19 protein-coding genes and 1 pseudogene are annotated in these 17,201 nt (G+C 67.8%); 8 read left to right on the plus strand and 12 right to left on the minus strand.

Annotation, left to right across the window (positions count from 1 at the left end; translation table 11 throughout):
* Positions 1–11: 11 nt before the first annotated feature.
* Positions 12–635, plus strand: a complete 624-nt coding sequence (locus ACFPZ3_RS42975) for a helix-turn-helix domain-containing protein (protein WP_379520186.1) — start codon at positions 12–14, stop codon at positions 633–635.
* Here ACFPZ3_RS42975 and ACFPZ3_RS42980 read toward each other — a convergent pair.
* The 8 genes from ACFPZ3_RS42980 to ACFPZ3_RS43015 form a co-directional block, all read right to left on the minus strand.
* A complete protein-coding gene (locus ACFPZ3_RS42980) occupies positions 616–1,416 on the minus strand; it encodes a fumarylacetoacetate hydrolase family protein (protein WP_379520142.1) in 801 nt (266 codons plus the stop codon). The two genes, ACFPZ3_RS42975 and ACFPZ3_RS42980, sit on opposite strands and share 20 nt — an antisense overlap.
* A 15-nt stretch (positions 1,417–1,431) precedes the next feature.
* The gene (locus tag ACFPZ3_RS42985) at positions 1,432–2,199 is read right to left on the minus strand and encodes an IclR family transcriptional regulator (protein WP_379520143.1); all 768 of its coding nucleotides are present in this window, start codon (positions 2,197–2,199) and stop codon (positions 1,432–1,434) included.
* Positions 2,200–2,261: 62 nt separating this feature from the next.
* Complete coding sequence (locus tag ACFPZ3_RS42990) at positions 2,262–3,779, minus strand: tripartite tricarboxylate transporter permease (RefSeq protein ID WP_379520144.1); 1,518 nt, start codon at positions 3,777–3,779, stop codon at positions 2,262–2,264.
* Between the two features lie 14 nt (positions 3,780–3,793).
* Positions 3,794–4,348, minus strand: a complete 555-nt coding sequence (locus ACFPZ3_RS42995; RefSeq protein ID WP_379520145.1) for a tripartite tricarboxylate transporter TctB family protein — start codon at positions 4,346–4,348, stop codon at positions 3,794–3,796.
* Positions 4,348–5,385, minus strand: a complete 1,038-nt coding sequence (locus ACFPZ3_RS43000; protein WP_379520146.1) for a tripartite tricarboxylate transporter substrate binding protein — start codon at positions 5,383–5,385, stop codon at positions 4,348–4,350. The genes ACFPZ3_RS42995 and ACFPZ3_RS43000 overlap by 1 nt, the downstream gene beginning before the upstream one ends.
* Positions 5,386–5,422: 37 nt before the next feature.
* On the minus strand, positions 5,423–6,715 hold the full coding sequence (locus ACFPZ3_RS43005) for a glucarate dehydratase family protein (RefSeq protein ID WP_379520147.1): 1,293 nt from the start codon (positions 6,713–6,715) through the stop codon (positions 5,423–5,425).
* Positions 6,712–7,197: a nuclear transport factor 2 family protein gene (locus ACFPZ3_RS43010; RefSeq protein WP_379520148.1), complete on the minus strand. Its 486-nt coding sequence runs from the start codon at positions 7,195–7,197 to the stop codon at positions 6,712–6,714. The genes ACFPZ3_RS43005 and ACFPZ3_RS43010 overlap by 4 nt, the downstream gene beginning before the upstream one ends.
* A complete protein-coding gene (locus ACFPZ3_RS43015) occupies positions 7,194–7,937 on the minus strand; it encodes an RraA family protein (protein ID WP_379520149.1) in 744 nt (247 codons plus the stop codon). The genes ACFPZ3_RS43010 and ACFPZ3_RS43015 overlap by 4 nt, the downstream gene beginning before the upstream one ends.
* 375 nt (positions 7,938–8,312) lie before the next feature.
* Here ACFPZ3_RS43015 and ACFPZ3_RS43020 point away from each other — a divergent pair, with 375 nt between their 5' ends.
* Positions 8,313–9,470 carry an L-talarate/galactarate dehydratase gene (locus ACFPZ3_RS43020; RefSeq protein ID WP_379520150.1) on the plus strand — a complete coding sequence of 386 codons (1,158 nt, stop codon included), beginning with the start codon at positions 8,313–8,315 and terminating at the stop codon, positions 9,468–9,470.
* A 179-nt stretch (positions 9,471–9,649) separates the two neighbouring features.
* Here ACFPZ3_RS43020 and ACFPZ3_RS43025 read toward each other — a convergent pair whose 3' ends face one another.
* Together ACFPZ3_RS43025 and ACFPZ3_RS43030 are read right to left on the minus strand one after the other, a co-directional pair.
* On the minus strand, positions 9,650–10,096 hold the full coding sequence (locus ACFPZ3_RS43025; RefSeq protein ID WP_379520151.1) for a hypothetical protein: 447 nt from the start codon (positions 10,094–10,096) through the stop codon (positions 9,650–9,652).
* A 59-nt stretch (positions 10,097–10,155) separates the two neighbouring features.
* Positions 10,156–11,076, minus strand: coding sequence for an IS30 family transposase (locus ACFPZ3_RS43030; protein ID WP_379520187.1), 921 nt, complete (start codon positions 11,074–11,076; stop codon positions 10,156–10,158).
* On the opposite strand from ACFPZ3_RS43030, the gene ACFPZ3_RS43035 reads away from it, so the two are divergent.
* Positions 11,021–11,143, plus strand: coding sequence for a hypothetical protein (locus tag ACFPZ3_RS43035; protein ID WP_379520152.1), 123 nt, complete (start codon positions 11,021–11,023; stop codon positions 11,141–11,143). The genes ACFPZ3_RS43030 and ACFPZ3_RS43035 overlap by 56 nt on opposite strands.
* Positions 11,144–11,229: 86 nt before the next feature.
* Here the strand turns inward: ACFPZ3_RS43035 and ACFPZ3_RS43040 are convergent, their stop codons facing one another.
* Entirely contained in the window at positions 11,230–11,379 is a 150-nt protein-coding gene (locus ACFPZ3_RS43040) for a hypothetical protein (protein ID WP_379520153.1), read from the minus strand.
* 34 nt (positions 11,380–11,413) lie between these two features.
* Between ACFPZ3_RS43040 and ACFPZ3_RS43045 the strand changes: the two genes are divergently transcribed.
* A complete protein-coding gene (locus ACFPZ3_RS43045; RefSeq protein WP_379520154.1) occupies positions 11,414–11,695 on the plus strand; it encodes a hypothetical protein in 282 nt (93 codons plus the stop codon).
* A gap of 154 nt (positions 11,696–11,849) precedes the next feature.
* Here the strand turns inward: ACFPZ3_RS43045 and ACFPZ3_RS43050 are convergent, their stop codons facing one another.
* A complete protein-coding gene (locus ACFPZ3_RS43050) occupies positions 11,850–12,827 on the minus strand; it encodes a helix-turn-helix domain-containing protein (RefSeq protein ID WP_379520155.1) in 978 nt (325 codons plus the stop codon).
* A gap of 200 nt (positions 12,828–13,027) precedes the next feature.
* Between ACFPZ3_RS43050 and ACFPZ3_RS43055 the strand changes: the two genes are divergently transcribed.
* The 4 genes and pseudogenes from ACFPZ3_RS43055 to ACFPZ3_RS43070 all read left to right on the plus strand — a co-directional run.
* Positions 13,028–13,573, plus strand: coding sequence for an RNA polymerase sigma factor (locus ACFPZ3_RS43055; RefSeq protein WP_379520156.1), 546 nt, complete (start codon positions 13,028–13,030; stop codon positions 13,571–13,573).
* The gene (locus ACFPZ3_RS43060; protein ID WP_379520157.1) at positions 13,570–14,469 is read left to right on the plus strand and encodes a hypothetical protein; all 900 of its coding nucleotides are present in this window, start codon (positions 13,570–13,572) and stop codon (positions 14,467–14,469) included. Before ACFPZ3_RS43055 ends, ACFPZ3_RS43060 begins: the two co-directional genes overlap by 4 nt.
* A 1,303-nt stretch (positions 14,470–15,772) precedes the next feature.
* Entirely contained in the window at positions 15,773–16,780 is a 1,008-nt protein-coding gene (locus ACFPZ3_RS43065) for a DUF418 domain-containing protein (RefSeq protein ID WP_379520158.1), read from the plus strand.
* Positions 16,781–16,862: 82 nt separating this feature from the next.
* Positions 16,863–17,035: pseudogene (locus ACFPZ3_RS43070) on the plus strand (IS5/IS1182 family transposase); the annotation flags it as partial.
* Positions 17,036–17,201 lie beyond the last annotated feature (166 nt).

Below are 17,201 nucleotides of genomic sequence, written 5' to 3' on the forward strand. Positions count from 1 at the left end.
GGTTGGCTCTCGTGTTGTTTCGACTCCTGTATCTGCTGGTGGTCAGAGTGTTCGGCTGGCTGGTGCTGCTCACACGGGGCAGCGCTTCCAAAGAGGCGGAGATCTTGGTGGTGCGGCATGAGGTCGCGGTGCTGCGTCGCCAGGTCGCCCAGCCCAGGCCGGACTGGGCCGATCGGGCCCTGCTGGCCGCGCTGGCCAGGCTGCTACCCGCTCGCCTTCGACTGCATCGCATCGTGACGCCCGGCACGCTGCTCGCCTGGCATCGCAGGCTGGTCAAGAAGAAGTGGACCTACCCCGCCAAGCAGGGCCGGCCCCCAATCTCCGAAGAGATCCGCGATCTGATCGTCCGGTTGGCGCGGGAGAATCCACGATGGGGACATCGGCGCATCCAAGGCGAGCTCCTCGGTCTTGGCCACAGCGTAGGAGAAGGGACGGTCCGCCGGGTCCTGGCAGCGGTGGGATTGGGACCGCGCCGCGCCGGGCCTCACCGACCTGGCGCCAGTTCCTCACCTCTCAAGCCTGCGGCATCCTGGTTCTCGGTCAACCCGCCAGCGGCGGCGAGACGCCGGCAACAGGCAGGCAAGAGGCCGCCATCACGGAGCAGACCCCTCGAGGTCAGGTGGCGATCGCCGTGACCGGGTTGGCCAGTCTGCCGATGCCTTCAGCCTCGGTCTCCACGAGGTCGCCCGGCCTGAGGTGACGGGGCGGGGTCATGAAATCGCCGCAGCCGTGGGGGGTGCCGGTGAGGATGACGTCTCCCGGAACCAGGGTGAAGTGCGCAGAGCAGTAGGAGATCAGTTCGACGATGCCGAAGAGCATGTCGCGGGTGGTGCCGTCTTGGACCTTCTCGCCGTTGACCCACGTGCGTAGCCGCAGGGCCTGGGGGTCGGGGATCTCGTCGCGGGTGACGATCACGGGGCCGAGCGGGCAGAAGGTGTCCAGGCTCTTGCCGCGCACCCACTGGCCGTCACTTGCCTGGAGGTCACGGGCCGACACGTCGTTGGCCCCCGTGTAACCGAAGACGTACTCCAGGGCCTCGCCCGGCGACACGCGGGAGGCGCGTCGGCCGATCACGATGGCGAGCTCGGTCTCCCAGTCCACGCGCCGGGTCAACTCCGGGTCGATGCGGATCGGCTCACCTGGCCCGATGACGCTCGACGGGAACTTGGCGAACAGAAACGGCTCGGTAGGTTTCGGCAGTCCCATCTCTCTGATGGTGTCGAGGTAGTTCAGTCCGATGCCGAGAATCTTGCCGGGAATCAGGGGCGCGATGAGGTCCGGGTCTTCCACCGGTTCTGTCGCGTCGAGCGGCCGGCCTGCCATGACGGCGGGCAGGTCGATGTCGTACGGCAACTTCCGGAATCCGCTGCCGTCGTCGGCCACGAGGTGGCCTCCGGCGATTCGCCCGATGCGCATGAAGTGCTTGCCTTTCTACAGTGGCGGGACATATCCCAGCCGACGGGAAATGGCTTCGGCCGTGCTGGCGACGATCGGGCCGATGCGCTCGAGTGACCCTTCCATCCGGGTGACCGGGCCGGCCACGCTGATCGCGGCGACCGGCCGGCCCGTGTGGTTCAGCACGGCTGCTCCGCAGCAGCCGCTCGCCTCGTCGAGTTCGCCGATTTCGACCGCCCATCCACGCCCACGAATGTCCTCCACCTCGGCTTCCAGGGCGGCCCGCGAGGTAATGGTGCGGGACGTGTACGGCGCGAGCTGGATACGGCGGATGAGGGCGCGGTGTTCCGCGGGGTCAAGTGCGGCGAGGTAGGCCTTGCCGACCGACGTGCAGTGCAGCGGACGCCGGGCGCCGAGTTCGGCGTTCACCCCGACGGCCTGCGGCCCGCGTTCGCGGTAGACGAAGACCATCTCGTCGCCGCTGATCACGCCGAGTCCGACGGTCTCGCGGGTCTGCTGCACCAGAAGGCGCAGCATGTCGGGGGCGGCGTGGACGACGTCGGTGGACTGGACGGCGGCCATCGCCATCCGGGCCGCCGCCGGGCCGAGCCGCCAGCGGCCGTTCTCGAAGCTGACGACGAAGTCGGTCTCGCGCAGGCGGTCCATCACCCGGTAGGCGGCGCTCCTGCTGATGTTCACCGAGTCGGCGATCTCGGCCATCGACGCTTCACGCACCGCGGCCAGGTACTCGAGGATCGCCAGTCCTCGGTCGAGTGATCCTTTGCGCCCGTCATCCGTGGTCATGACATCCTCCTGCGGCAGTCGTCCCGCTGATTGGGACAGTGTGCCGCAATCGCCCGGCTGCCTCATCGCCTGACCTCCTCAACGGGAGCATCATCGGGGGCCACGGTGGTACGCCGGCGCAACGCCACCAGAAGAATGCCCCCGACGACCATCGCCGCCAGCAGGGTCCCGGAGATGGGCCGGGTGAAGAAGCCGGCCGGGCTGCCGTCGAACAGCCGTAGCGACTGCCGGAAGGCGGTCTCCATCTGACCGCCGAGAACGAAGGCGAGCACGAGAGGCCCGGGCTCGAAGCCGAATTTCTTCATCAGGTAGCCGATGATCCCGAAGCCGATCACGAGGTACATGTCGAAGAGGCTGTTGTTGACCGTGTAGACGCCGATCATCGTGATCATGATGGTGATCGGGGCCAGGATGGTGGCGCGTACCCGCAGGATCCGGATGAACAGCCCGACCAGCGGCACGCTCATCACCAGCAGAAAGATGTTGCCGATCCACATCGAGTCGATCACTCCCCAGAACACGTCCGGGTGTTCGGTGATCATCTGCGGGCCGGGCGTCACGCCCTGCAGCAGCAGGGCGCCGAAGATCACGGCCATGGTGGCGTTGGCCGGCAGGCCGAGCGTGAGCAGCGGGATGAACGAGGACGTCGCGGCGGCGTTGTTCGCGGTCTCCGGCCCGGCCACGCCCTCGATCGCGCCACGGCCGAACTCCTTCGGGGTCTTGGAGACCCGCTTCTCGACAGCGTAGGACAGCATGGACGACAGCGCCGCGCCGCCGCCGGGCAGGATCCCGATCACGAATCCGAGGACCGTGCCGCGCGCGATGGCGGCCCGTGATCTGATCCAGTCGAGCCGGGAGATCCAGACCTTGCCGATCGCGGGCATCGTGAGCTTCTCACGGGCCCGTCGCTCCAGGTCGTAGAGGATCTCGCCGACGCCGAAGAGTCCCATCGCGAGCGGCACGAAGTCGATCCCGTCGGCCAAGTTGTCGCTGCCGAGGATGAACCGTCCCATCCCCGTGAAGGTGTCGCGGCCGACGGTGGCGAGCAGGAGCCCGGCCACCGCGACGGCGAGGCTTTTCAGCGGCGACCCCGTGCCGAGCGTGGACACCAGCAGGATGCCGAGCAGCGTGAGGACCGCGTACTCGGGCGGCCCGAAGTCGAGCGCGAACTCCGCCACGACGGGCGCCAGGAAGCTCAGGCCGAGGATCGACACCGTGCCGCCGACGAACGAGCCGACGGCCGCGATGCCGAGCGCCGCCCCGGCCCGGCCGCGCAGCGCCATCTGGTAGCCGTCGAAAACGGTGACGACCGTGGTGGACTCTCCGGGCAGGCGGAGCAGGACGGAGGTGATGGTGCCGCCGTACTGGGCGCCGTAGAAGATGCCCGCGAGCATGATGATCGCGGTGGCGGGCTCGAGCCCGTACGTGATCGGGAGCAGGATCGAGATCGTCGCGACCGGGCCGAGCCCGGGCAGGACCCCGATGAGCATTCCGATCAGTACGCCGGCGAAGCAGTAGGCGAGGTTGACGGGCTGGAAGACCACGTCGAAGCCGCCCAAGATCGAGGACAGCACGTCCATGGACAGCCTCCTGTCTAGATGGCGATCAGGTGGGGGATCGAGACGCCCAGCGCGAGGACGAACAGCGCATGGAATCCCGCCGTGGCGAGCACGGAGACGGCGACCGTCGTGCGCCAGCCTTCGCCGCCGATCACTTTGAGCCACAGGGCGATCAGGACGACGGTGGGGATCTCGAACCCGACCAAGGGGAGCAGCATGATGAACGCCACCAGGCTCACCGCGCCCAGCACAACGCTCCACCCTCCGCGGCCGAAGCTCTCACAGGCGGCCTGCCGCCTCCTGGTGGTCAGCAGCGCGACCGACACCGCGACCAGGAGCACGCCGAGGGCGAACGGCCACAGGCCCGCGCCCGGTTCGCTGAGCCGGCCCAGCCCGAGCGACAGTGCCATGATCGCCATCGCCGCGCCGAACACTCCGGGTGCCAGCGCCGCCACGACCGACGCCCACGCCCCTGCGGGCCTGATCTCTTCCGATGCCTCTTCGCCGGCCTCAGGCCGCTCGGGGGTTTCGGACCGGCGGGACCCATCAGGCCGCATGGCGTCGTCGGTCGTCCTGGCCGGGCGGTTCATCACTGTCCCTTGCTGAAGTCGACGCCGAACGTGCCGATCTGGGCGGCGTAGGTGCGCTTCGCCGCCGCCAGATCGTTCGCCATCGTCGCGGCGTCGATTTCGTTGCGGTCGATGTAGTTGCCGGTCAGGAAGGTGCCGTAGGCCGGGTCCCGCTGGGCGTCGTCGACGGCCGCGCGCAGCTTGGTGAGCACGTCGTCCGCCAGGCCCTTGGGCGCGCCCAGGAAGCGCCGCTGCTCGACCACGATGTCCACGCCGCTCTCCTTCAACGTGGGAACGTCCGGCAACAAGGAGCTGCGTTCGGGGGAGAAGATTCCGAGGATGCGGAGATTGCCGGCCTTCACCTGCTCGATGACTTCCTTGGGATGGTTGGCCCCGAGGTCGACCTGTTCGCCGAGCACGGCGGCCACCGCCGGAGCGCCCCCTTCGAACGGCACCTCGCTCGCATTCACCTTCAACGACCCCAGCAGCAGCTTCTGGGCGAACTGGCTGGTGGTGCCGGCGCCCGTGGTGGAGTAGGTCACGCGCTTGCCGCTGCCCTTGAGCGCCAGGACGTCCTTGATGCTCTGGTACGGCCCGTCCGCCCGGGCGAAGAGCACGATGGGCTCGACGGTCAGCCCTTTGATGATCGTGAAGTCTTCCAGCGCGGGTGCCGTGCCATCCGGGATGGCCAGCGGTGTCACCGTGAACAGGGACGAGGCCAGCATCACCAGGTTGTAGCCGTCGGCCGTCATGCTCCTGACCTCCTGAGCTCCCAGCGCTCCGGCGGCCCCTGGTTTGTTGACCACGACCACGGGCTTGCCGATCGGGTCCGCCATGCCTTTGGCGACCGCCCGGCCGATGGCGTCGGAGCTTCCGCCCGGTGGGAAGGGCACGGTGAACTGGATCGCCTTGGACGGGAATCCCTTGCCTGCTGCCTGCCCGCCGTCCTGGACTCCGCCTTGGACGCCCGCGCAGCCCGCGAGGAGAATCAAGCCGCTCACGGACAGCAGCGCCGTGCGGCGGGAGAGGGTTGGGGTTTGTGCGCGAGTCGACGACACGGCCGATCTCCTTTGGTTCTTTGGTGCATGGGTGAGGTCACCATTTGGGGAAGGCGGGGCGCTGATAGCCGGGCACGGCCGCCCGCATGGCGCCGACGTCATCGCGGTCCCGAACATCGCTGTCCAGCCACCGCCGATGCAGCCGCTCCAGCGCGTCGCGGTCGAGGTCGATGCCGAGCCCCGGCGCGTCGGAGACCTCGATGGCCCCGTCGGCGAAGGTGTGGGGGAGCGTGACGACGTCCTCGGTCTGCCATGGACGGTGGGTGTCGCAGGCATAACGCAGCTCTGGCACGGTCGCCGCCACGTGGGTCATCGCCGCGAGGCTGATGCCAAGATGGGTGTTGGAGTGCATGGACACACCCACGTCGTAGACCCGGCACAACGCGGCCAGATCACGGGTCGCGAGCAGCCCGCCCCAGAAGTGGTGGTCGGACAGAACCACCTGCACCGCGTCGGCCGCGAACGCCTCGGGCACCTCGTCGAACGAGGTCACGCACATGTTGGTGGCCAGCGGCAAGCCGGTACGCCGGTGCACCTCGGCCATGGCGGAGGTACCGAGCGTCGGATCCTCCAGATACTCCAGCACGCCGTCCAGTTCCTGGGCCACGCGCACACTGGTCTCGACGCTCCACGAGCCGTTCGGGTCCAGGCGTAGCGGCCGGTCGGGGAACGCCTCGCGCAGCGCGCGGATCGCGGCGACCTCCTGATCCGGCGGAAACACCCCGCCCTTGAGCTTGAACGACCGCGAACCGTACGCCGCGTCGAACCGCCGCGCCTGTTCGACCACGCCGGCCGGATCCAGGGCCGACCCCCAGTCGTCGGACGGCACGTCGTCACCGGGATGCACGGCCCACCGGTAGAACAGGTATCCGCTGTAGTCGACGCGGTCACGGACCTTCCCGCCCAGCAGCGCGTGCACCGGGAGCCCGCTCTCCTTGCCCAACGCGTCCAGACAGGCGACCTCGAAGGCCGACACCACGCTGGCGTGCAGCTTCGAGGTGGTCAGCACGCCGCGAAAGCCGCTCTTGTCCTGCTCATCCTCGCCACCGAGCCGGCGATCCTCCATCCCGGAAGGCCGCCGGCCCAGCTCGTTCATCGACGCCAGCGGGCGGCCGGGCAGCGTCGCGGCCAGTGCGTGCGCGATCTCCAGGTAGGCGGTGTCGCCGTAGGTCTCACCCACTCCGACCACGCCCGACTCGGACTCGACCTCGACGATGAGACGCGGGGTGTAGGGCTGGTGGACGCCGACGAGGTTCAGCAGCGGTGGGTCCCAGATGAGGATCGGGGTGACCCGCGCCGCCTTGATCACCGGACCTGCTCCCGTTGTCATCGTCCGATCTCCTGCGATGCGTGGGGGCGGGGCACGGGGCAGCTGAGGTGGTAGCCACGGCCCGCGTAGTCGAAACCGTCAAGTTCCAGCCGCTGTACGGACTTGTCCACGGGCGAGGCGTAATAGGCGCGGATCTCGGCGATGAGCCCGCTGCCCTGATCGAAGAGGTACCACTCGTCGCCGCGCAGAATCGTGCCCTCGGCCGTCTTGTAGTGGGTCCATTCGATGGCTGCCTGGTGGGAGACCGGATCGCAGATCAGCCGGTCGATCGTCCAGGCCGACCCCTTCGTGGCGACGAAGTCCACCCAGTTCCGGGCGATCACGCGGGCGCCGCGCCATGCCCCGCCGTACATGCCGGGGGGAAAGTAGTGGACGGCGTCATCGGTGAAGCAGGACGCCATCAGCTCGACGTCCGCCTCGTTGCAGCCCTGAAAATACGTCCGGATGGTCCGCTCCATCAACTCCGTCGTCATGGTTGTCATGTCCTGCTCCCGTTCTCGGCGGTCCAGGTTCGATAGTCGTCCAGGGTCTGCTCGTTGGGCGGATAGACCTCCCACAGCGGTTCACCCCGCTGGATCCGCGTGTGCAGATACTGCTCCAGCCGCTCCTGCTCGGCGGCGGGCACCGCGATGACCGGCGCGAGCGCGCGCGGCACGACGACCACCCCGTCGGGGTCGCCCACGATGACGTCGCCGGGGTAGACGGCCACCCCGGCGCAGCCGATCGGCACCTGAAGGTCGGCTACGTGGAAGAAGGCCGGACGGGTCGTCGCCGTGACCGACCGGGCGTAGGTGGGGAACGGCAGCGAGGCGAGCAGGTGACCATCGCGGACGGCGCCGTCGGTGACGAATGCCGCCGCCCCGCGTCGCATCGCCCTGGTGATGAGCATGTCGCCGGCGGATGCCGCCCGGGTGTCGTCCCGGCTGTCGACGACCAGGACCTGACCGGGGGACAGGCTCTCCACCGCCTCCCATTGGAGCCGGTTCCCGGTTCGATACGGATCGTCCAGCGGGTCGATGTCCTCACGCGACGGTATGAACCGCATGGTGAAGGCCTCGCCGGCGAAGCTGCCGGGACCGGCGCCGAGCGCGGTCAAACCGACGAGGAACGGCTGGCGCAAGCCCCGTTTGTAGAGCTGTGTGGCCAGGGTGGCCGTGCTGGCTTGACGCAGGTGGTCGAGCACCTTTGGATCCAGCGGGACCTTCTGGACATCGGCTGACACGCCGCTCCCCTCGATCGCTGGGTTCATGTCCCAGTGGAGAATTTGTTATCCCGATGGTTGGGATGGCCTTACCGTAGAGACGGCATCGGCGATTGACAAGCCTTCCGTTAATCCCGGGGAAACAAAATTGATACTGATCCTGATAGGCGGGACGTAATATCGACCGTCGTGCCAGTCATTGGGATTTTGTAAGCGCGTTTTGCCTGATAGGCCAGATCCCAATGCCTGGGACGCAGACATGGGGGCCGTCCCGGATATCGAAACGGGCTCCCCTGAGACTTGCCATTTCTCCGGCCGCGCTCGTAACCTGCCGGAAACGTCTGCCGTCCATTGGGATTGCATTCCGATAATCGGGATTTCATTTAGGAGCGCCTTGTGACAGCTCGACCGAGCACGATTCTCGCGACCTCGCCCATCACCCGGGTCAGGCTCGCTCTCGTACGCCTCCCCTTGCACGCCCCGATCAGCGACGCCAAGGTCTTGACCGGACGGCAGCAGCCGCTCACCGAGATCTCCTTCCTCTTCGCCGAGATCGGAACCGAGGACGGGCATGAGGGCATGGGGTTCGGATACTCCAAACGAGCAGGCGGCCCCGGCCTGTACGCCCACGCCAAGGAGATCGCCCCCGCGCTGCTCGGTGAGGACGCCAACGACATCGGCCGGCTGTGGGACAAGCTGGTGTGGGCTGGCGCGTCCGTGGGCCGCAGCGGCCTGGCCACCCAGGCGATCGCGGCCCTCGACATCGCCCTTTGGGACCTCAAGGCCAAGCGGGCCGGCCTGCCCCTCGCCAAGCTCCTCGGTGCCCACCGCGACGCGGTGCGCTGCTACAACACCTCAGGCGGATACCTGTCGATGCCGATCGAAGAGGTCGTGGAGAACGCTCAGAAGTCGCTCACGAACGGCATCGGCGGCATCAAGCTCAAGGTTGGCCAGCCCGACGTCACCGCCGATCTGAAGCGCGTGGAAAGCGTCCGCGAGCAACTCGGCGACACCGTTCCCCTCATGGTCGACGCCAACCAGCAATGGGACCGTCCCACCGCCCAGCGCGTCGGCCGCGTCCTGGAACGATTCGACCTCGTATGGATCGAGGAACCCCTCGACGCCTACGACGCCGAGGGACACGCGGCACTCGCCGCCACCCTGGACACCCCCATCGCCACCGGTGAAATGCTCACCAGTGTCGCCGAACACCGCCGGCTCATCGAAGCCCGCTCCGCCGACTTCCTCCAACCCGATGCTCCCCGCGTAGGCGGCATCACCCCCTTCCTTCGCATCGCCGCCCTCGCCGACGACAGGAGCCTCAGCATGGCCCCGCACTTCGCCATGGAAATCCACCTGCACCTGGCGGCCGCGTACCCGCGTACCACCTGGGTTGAGCACTTCGAATGGCTGGAGCCCCTCTTCAACGAACGCCTGGAAATCCGCGACGGCCACATGCTCGTCCCCGACCGCCCCGGCCTCGGCCTCACTCTCAGCGGCCAGGCCACCGCCTGGACCTCCGACCACACCGAAATAGGCTCACCCCGTCAATAGCCAGGACCACACGGGTAGCTACAGCAAGTCGTCATCCGGCGACTTGCGCCTGCCGAAATCCCCGTCCATGCAGTTCAAGCCGCATGTGCGTACTCGCGGAGGACTCCTCCGAGCCGGTCTCGTCGGCGTATGTTCAGGTCGACGATTCGCTCTGGATCGGTGATCGAGATGGGGACGGCTTATAGGAGGCGAAAGGCAGACCCGGCGCCCTTCGCCTGTGGGCAGACCGAGCCGAGGGACTCGGCGAGCAGCGAGGCAGCCGTGTCCGGATCCCGGTCCGACACGCCCGGCGGTGCCAGTCCGGGCCAAGGGCCGAACGCATCGTCGTTCCAGAACCCGATCAGTACATTCTCGGCGGTCAGCGCGTCGATCGCCCCGATCGGCGCGGCAGCGAGTTCGCCGTCGTGCCATGGTCGTCCGGGGTTGTCCACGAGCGGGTCCAGCAGCAGCGGATAAAGGCCGGTCTTGCCGCGAAGTTCGAAGAGTCGCCGCCAGTGTCGTCCCGCGTCAGGAAGCCGTTGGTCCGAGACCCACATGACGGGGCTGTCGGAGCCGCGTTCGGGTGTCACCAGACGGCCCGGTGGCAGTCCATCGGGTAGCGCGTTGAGTGGCGATTCGTGATGCATACCGCAGAAGTTAGCGACATGCTCCGACAGTCTGAAGCGCCTTTGAAACAGCCCCTCGGTCAGGCGCAGGTCGCCAGGAGCTGCGCGAGGCGTTCAGCTGGGGTATCCCAGTCGAGCGTCTTGCGAGGTCGGGAGTTCAATTCGGCAGCGACGGCGTCGAGCTGGTCGCGGGTGTGAACGGACAGATCGGTGCCCTTTGGGGAAGTACTGGCGCAGCAGGCCGTTGGTGTTCTCGTTGGAGCCGCGCTGCCATGGGCTGGCCGGGTCGCAGAGTAGACCGGGACGTCGGTTTCGAGGGTGAAGGCGCCGTGGGAGCCCATTTCTGATCCCTGGTCCCAGGTGAGGGATCGCAGCAGGTGGCGTGGCAGGGTCGTGATGGTCTGGGTGAGAGCCTCGCGCATCAGTCCGGCGCTGCGGCCGTGCGGGAGGTGGATGAGCATCACGTAGCGGGTGGAGCGCTCGACGAGGGTGCCGATGGCCGAGTTGCCGTTCTTGCCGATGATGCAGTCACCCTCCCAGTGGCCCGGCACGGCCCGGTCGTCGGCCTCGGCGGGTCGCTCGCTGATCATGACCATGGGCGTGCTGTAGCGGGGCCGGCGCTGCTGGGCCAGGCGGCGGGGCTTGCGCACGGCGCGGCCGGTGCGTAGCGCTCGGGTCAGCTCGCGGCGCAGTTCGCCGCGGCCTTGGACGTAGAGCGCCTGGTAGATGGTCTCGTGGCACACGTGCATCTCCGCCCGCTCGGGAAAGGTCCGGCGCAGGCTCTGGACGATCTGCTCCGGGCTCCAGCGCTTGTGCAGATGGTCTTGAATGTATGCCCGTAACTCGGAGTTCTGCCCGATCTTGCCGGGCTTGGGGCGAGGCCGGCGCGCGTCGGCTCGGGCCTGGGCCGCGTGCGGCCGGTACTGGCCGTTGCCAGGATGGCGGTTGCGGCAGATCTCCCGGCTGATGGTGGAGGGCGCGCGGCCGAGCTCGCGCGCGATCTCCCGGATCGACGCCTTCTACCGCATCCGGTCGGCGATGTGGATCCGCTCGGTCTCGTTCAGGTAGCGGCCACGCACGTCCGGGGGCGCCGCCGATGTGATCGGTAGCGCCCGTACGTTCTTGCCGGTCGGATTGCGTCCGTTACGCCATCGTCATCCGGTCCGGAGGTTGATGCCGACGATCCGGCATGCCTCCTTGTTGCTCAAGCCCTGCTGCACGAGCCGCAAGTATGCCGCCCATTCGCGGGACAGCGCCCTGCGGCCTCGACTGCGTTCCCGGTCCTCCCGAATCTCGAAGTCCATCGCATCCCCTCATCTGGGGTGTTGCGACGACCACTTGAAGAGAAGCATCGACCTTGAGACGCGCTGCCGTGGACCCGTCGAGTTCGATCTCGCCCATGTCGCCGAGGCGATCTGCGAGCACTATCCGAACATTGACCAAGGACTGCTGGACGAGTGCCGGCAGCTCGTTCTCGCGATGGTCGCAGCCTGGCGTTGGGAACTTGGCGACCAGCTTCCGAACGGGAGGCGATTCGGAGAGGAATCCTTGCGCTCGCTGCGCGAGGGTCCTCCTTGGCCGACACTCGACACGGTCACCAGGCGACTGCATGGTCTGTAGAAATCGCCGAAGGTCACTTGAAGGCGGTCAGTAACGAAGCGACGAGACCGTCGCCGTTGCAACCCCATGCGCGCCAGGCTCGCTGCGCTGAACCATGGAGCTGGTGCCAACAAGCGTGGCAATTCGTCACAGATGCCAAGGATCTAGTGCCCCGTCAGGCCACGTTTGCCTTCTTGACGATCCTGCGTAGCCGCTCGTCGTTGGTGTGGCGGTTGCGCCAGGCGATGTAACGACGGATCATGCTGCCCTGCTCGCGGTGGCTGTCGTGGTCGGTGCCGTTGAGGGTGAACTCGCGCAGCGCGGTGAACTGGGCTTCGATGCGGTTCAGCCAGGACGAATTGGTGGGCGTGTAAGCGATCTCGACGTTGTTCACCTCTGCCCACTGCCCGACCCGATTGTCCTTCTTGGTGGTCAGGTGTGGGCTGAAGTTGTCGCAGATGATCGCGATACGGATCTCGGGCGGATAGAGGCTGCGCAGGTAGCGGCAGAACTCCAGGAACTCTCCGCGTCGCTTGCGATTCTTGATGTGCCCGTACATCTTGTTCCTTGCCCAGATCCAGGGCGGCGAATAAGTGGCGTACGCCCTGGGTGCGGGTGTAGGTGGCGCGCATCCGCGGCCGGGGCTCGCGCTCGGGGTCCTTGTTCTTTCCGCCGACGTCGGTCCACTGCTTGCCCGAGCGCGGTTGCAGGTTGAGCGGCCCGAACTCGTCCACACAGAAGATGACCGAGGGTTCGCCGTCGTCGGGGATGACCTGACCGTCAGAGATCGCGTACAGATGCTCGATGCGGGCCTCCGGGAAAACGGCAGGCCGTGCTCGGCGGGCTTGGACTTGGCGATCTTCTTGATCTCCACCCGCTGGGGCAGGGTGAACTTCGGCTGCCGCCTGCCCTTGTATTTGGGATACAACGAGCCGAACCCGTCGGCGTTGAAGTTGTGGATCACATCGCGAACCCGGTCTTCGCTGGTGAACGCCAGCTCCGCGATCTTCTGGGCGGTCATGCCCTGCGCCGACCACAGCACCATCTGCGCCCGCCGCCAGGTGACCACGGAGCCGGAGCCCCGCCGCACGATCCGTAGCAGCCGGTTGCCTTCGTCATCATCGATCTCGCGTACGCGAACTCGCTCAGCCATGGCCGCATTCTGAAGGGATCACGCCCGACGACCCCGGGAGGCCGGCCTCGCCGCTCTCCGCGAACCACTCTGGACAGGAGAGTGACGAGGCTGCGCGAAAATTCTCCGGTTCCGGGCGAAATGATCGGGGCGCATCCACCCATGAAGAGAGCGTTCGTACCCGTACCGGAAAGTGGAGGATGTCACGATGGGAACCGCCTGTGTCAGATGACACTCACAGGTTCGAAGCGGTCTACCGGGCGACCTACGATCAGATCACCGCCTACGCCGGACGCCGCTGCGACTCGCCGCAGGACGCGGCCGACGTGGTCGCTGAGACCTTCGTCATCGTCTGGCGCAAGATCGAGGTACTGCCCCCGGGCGCGCAGGCGAGGCTCTGGGTCTACGGAGTGGCCCGCAACGTGTTGGCCGACCACCGCCGCGGCGCGCTGCGCCGCCAGGCGCGGCACCGGGACCTCGACGCGGAGATGGCCGACCTCTACGGTGATCTCGCCGACCGCAGCGTCGAGAGGAACGCGATCGCCCAGGCGTTCGCGACGCTTCCCGAGGACGACCGCGAGTTGCTCGCGCTGGTCGCGTGGGAGGGCATGGACCGCAGGGAGATCGCCGCGATGCTGGGGCTCTCCCGCAACGCCGTCCGTATCCGGCTCCACCGCGCGCGCAGACGCCTGTCCCGGGCGCTCGAAGTAGCCGACGTTCGATTCACGCCGACCGACGCGGTCGTTCCCACGGGGAGATCACTATGAGGGACATCGACGAGATCAACGAGCTGCTGAGGCCGCTGGCCCGGATCAGTCCGGACGAACCAGGCGGGCGTGCTGGCGGTGCCCGCGCGCAGGCGCTGTTCGCCGACATCATCGCTCAGGAGCGGGACACGACGGCGGCGGCGCTCCTACGACACCCGCGCGGGCGTCGCCTCGGGCATCGCGCGCTGCTCGGGCTCGCCGCCTCCGCCGTCCTCGCCCTCGGCGTCGTCCTCGGACCGAGCCTGCTCGGCGGCGTCGCGACCTCCTACGCCAACTCCGCGGTGGAGATCCACGAGGAGGCCGACACTTACGTCGCCCGGATCAAGGACCCCTACGCGGACCAGCGGAGGTTCTCCGAGGCGTTCCGTTCCCTCGGCCTCAACGTCGAGCTCAGAGTGATCCCGGTCTCGCCCAGCGCGGTCGGCGAGATCGTGAGCATGGGCGGCGGCAACACTCCGGTGAACGTGCCCTTCGGCGCCCGCAAGGAGCCGGCGGACTGCGATCTGGCCGACAGCGGCTGCTTCATGGTGGTGACCGTCCCGGCGGCGATCAAGGGCGCGCCCAATGCGATGCACTTCGAGCTGGGCAGGCCGGCCAAGCCGGGGGAGTCCTACGAGAACAACTGGCAGTTGGCCACCCGTCCCGGAGAGCCGCTGGCCGGCGTCAAGGTGAGCGGCCGGACCGTCGACGATGTGCTGGCCGAGGTCGGCAAGCACGGCCTGAGTGCGGAGTTCCGCCGCGTCGTGGTCCATGAGGGCGGGTACACGGTCGAACCGCTGAACGCGGATCAGGTGGGCGGCGACTGGATCGTGTTCAAGGTTATACCTGCGCGTGAGGGCGTGGTCGGCCTGGAGGTCACCGCCGAGCGCCAGACGGGCCTCGAGTACGCGGACTGAGCACCGGAGCCCCGCCGTTACATCGCCTGGCGCAGCCGCCACACCAACGACGAGCGGCTACGCAGGATCGTCAAGAGGGCAAACATGGCCTGACGCAGCACTAGTTAGTACGCCGCAGTGCCAACAGAATCTGGGCGTCCTGCGCCTTGGCAATAGCGGCACTACGAGGATGTGCGTGGCTTAAGTCGCGTTGACCTGCGGACGGGTCAGGCGCGCAGATCTCGCCAGGCCTGCACCAGGTCGCCGGCCCGGGTCTCGGCAGCCGCGGCTTGCTGCCGGGCGCTCTGCTCAGCGGCCTGGGCAACGGTGAGTTGCCCACGCACAGCGCCGAGCTGGTCGCGGGCGGCGGCTGTGGCGGCCCGACGGTGTCCTGGTGGCGCAGAGCAGGCAGCTCGCCCGCTACACGGCCCCGTGAGAAACCGTATCGGAGAAGATCGGAATCGCTCTTTCGGCCGATGCGGCACCCGCGGCGGGATTCGTAACGTGCGGCGTATGAAGATCCCTCGGAGCGTGTTCCCCGCGATCCTGCTCGCCACGCTGGCGGCGGCCGCCGGACGGCCTGCGGAGGACACGCTGCCCCCGTTGCCCGCGCCGCTCACCGTTGCGGTATTGCAGCAGCGGTACGCGGCCGACGGGTGGCCGGGGCGGCAATTCCTCGCGGTGAGCCGCAAGGGGGACGGGCAGGCGATCGAGGTGGTGGGCGACCTGGCCACGGCCCGGACCATCATCGTGTACGTCCCGGGCTCCGGCCAGAGCCTGAAGTCGTTCGACGGCTCGTACGAAATGCCCCCGAGTCTGCACGTCGTCCGCTCTGGATGGACTCGGGCTTCTGGTAGAAACCCACGCGGGAAGCGCCATCGGCCCGGCCCGCAGCACGACAGGAAAGGGGCGGCATCGCTTGCGGATGCCGCCCCTTCCGCATGCCCCACGGCTGCGCCAGCCCCAGCCCCAGCCCGATGCCCCCAGGGCCATCACCACCGTGACCGCGTTGAGCAGCACCCGTCCGTCCGTGCCCTGCGACGCCTCGCGGGCGATCCAGATCACTTTGTCCAGCAGGTACGGGGACATCGCTGCGACCGCGGCGAACCCGGCGACGCGGCGCAGCACCCCCAGCCCTCCGGTTCCGAGACGTATACGCATGACCGCGAGTCTCCCGACCCTGTTCCTGCCGGTTATCCCCATGGGAACCGGTGCGCTCCCCTGCACGGGGGAGATCGGCATCAGCCGAAGTGACCATCGCGCCGACTCGATCATGTCCATCCGGCCGATCACAGGACGGAGGTCGTGACGGCAGGGTGGGCTCGTGCAACCTGACTGTCCGACTCCGCCCGCTTCGCCGGCCCAGGCTCGCGTCACCGCGCTCGACGTGCTGCGCGGATTCGCGCTGTGCGGGATCCTGCCGGCCAACATCCAGGCGATCGCCGGCGCGGGCGACGTCGTGTCCGGGCGGGCATGGCTGGACCTGTTCGTCCACCAGCGGTTCTTTCCGATTTTCTCGCTGCTGTTCGGCGTCGGCTTCTCGCTGTTCCTGAAGTCCGCCGCCCGGCACGAACCACACCCGCGGGTGTTGCTGCTGCGTCGATTGCTGGCCTTGCTGGCGATCGGTTTGGCGCATTTCGTGCTGCTGTGGCAGGGCGAGATCCTGACCTTCTACGCCCTGGCCGGCCTGATCGTGCTGCTGCCCTCGACATGGCCGCCCCGGCGGGCCGTGGCCGTACTTGCCACCACCCTTGTTGTGACCGCGCTGCTCGTCGGCGGTTTCTACACGATGGTGCCCGCGCTGTTTCTGCTGGGGTCGGCGCTGGTCCGGTACGGCGTGGTCGCCCGGATCGAGAGTTCCGCTCGCGTCCCCGCCGTACTGGCCGTACTGGCCGTGCTGTTCGCGGCGGGCGCGGCTCCCGCGCTCTGGATACAGACCGGTGGCCATGACGCCCACGCTGTCCGGTTCGCCTCCGTCGTGGGCGGGCTGCTGCTCGCCGGCGTGTACGCGTGCCTCATCCTGCTCGTGCTCAGAACCCGGCTTCGCCGGCTGCTGCACCGCGTCTTCACGCCACTTGGCCGCCTGGCGCTGACCAACTACCTGACCGCCACGCTCCTCGTCCTGGCGATTGCTCCCGTGATCGGCGGCCGGCCACAGCAATGGGCCTCCGCGACAGTGATCGCGATCGCCGCCGCCATCCTCATCGTCCAGTGGTCGTTCTCCGCCTCCTGGCTGCGCCGCTTCCACCAAGGGCCGATCGAATGGCTCTGGCGCTGGGCCACCTGGGCCCGCCGCCCGCCGCTGAGCCGGGCGAGTCTTCCGCCCCGGTAGAGGATCCGGCGTCCGCCCCGACTATCCGCGAGCCGTCCGGGCTGGCGGCAGCAAACGGGGACACCACCGTCGTCCTTGTTTCGACGGCTACAAGCGGTATGGGCTGACCGGCCTGTCGCCGCGGTCGGCGTCACGCCAGCCAACGTGCCCGAAGCAGCCGTCATCGACGCCATCGCCGACGATCTGGCCGCTCAGCAGGCCACTTTGGCCGAGCTGCACATCGATCGGGCATACCTGGCCTCCACCTTGGTCCGGGAATGTGAACCTCTGCCCTGTGGGCTTGACCTTGACGCTGCGTCAGCCCTCCATGCTGGCTGTCATGAGCAGCCCTCCCACAAGCAATCGGGTCCAGGGGCCGACGATGCACCTGCAGGGTCTGGAGAAGTCGTACAAGGAGCTGCGTGTGTTGCGCGGCGTGGAC

It is taken from the genome of Nonomuraea insulae (assembly GCF_042656245.1).

Bases quoted from the DNA above. Each gene is read 5' to 3' on its own strand.
- ACFPZ3_RS42980 (WP_379520142.1), bottom strand. From the start codon at position 1,416: ATGCGCATCGGGCGAATCGCCGGAGGCCACCTCGTGGCCGACGACGGC.
- ACFPZ3_RS42985 (WP_379520143.1), bottom strand. From the start codon at position 2,199: ATGACCACGGATGACGGGCGCAAAGGATCACTCGACCGAGGACTGGCG.
- ACFPZ3_RS42990 (WP_379520144.1), bottom strand. From the start codon at position 3,779: ATGGACGTGCTGTCCTCGATCTTGGGCGGCTTCGACGTGGTCTTCCAG.
- ACFPZ3_RS42995 (WP_379520145.1), bottom strand. From the start codon at position 4,348: ATGAACCGCCCGGCCAGGACGACCGACGACGCCATGCGGCCTGATGGG.
- ACFPZ3_RS43005 (WP_379520147.1), bottom strand. From the start codon at position 6,715: ATGACAACGGGAGCAGGTCCGGTGATCAAGGCGGCGCGGGTCACCCCG.
- ACFPZ3_RS43010 (WP_379520148.1), bottom strand. From the start codon at position 7,197: ATGACAACCATGACGACGGAGTTGATGGAGCGGACCATCCGGACGTAT.
- ACFPZ3_RS43025 (WP_379520151.1), bottom strand. From the start codon at position 10,096: ATGCATCACGAATCGCCACTCAACGCGCTACCCGATGGACTGCCACCG.
- ACFPZ3_RS43040 (WP_379520153.1), bottom strand. From the start codon at position 11,379: ATGGACTTCGAGATTCGGGAGGACCGGGAACGCAGTCGAGGCCGCAGG.
- ACFPZ3_RS43050 (WP_379520155.1), bottom strand. From the start codon at position 12,827: ATGGCTGAGCGAGTTCGCGTACGCGAGATCGATGATGACGAAGGCAAC.
- ACFPZ3_RS43060 (WP_379520157.1), top strand. From the start codon at position 13,570: ATGAGGGACATCGACGAGATCAACGAGCTGCTGAGGCCGCTGGCCCGG.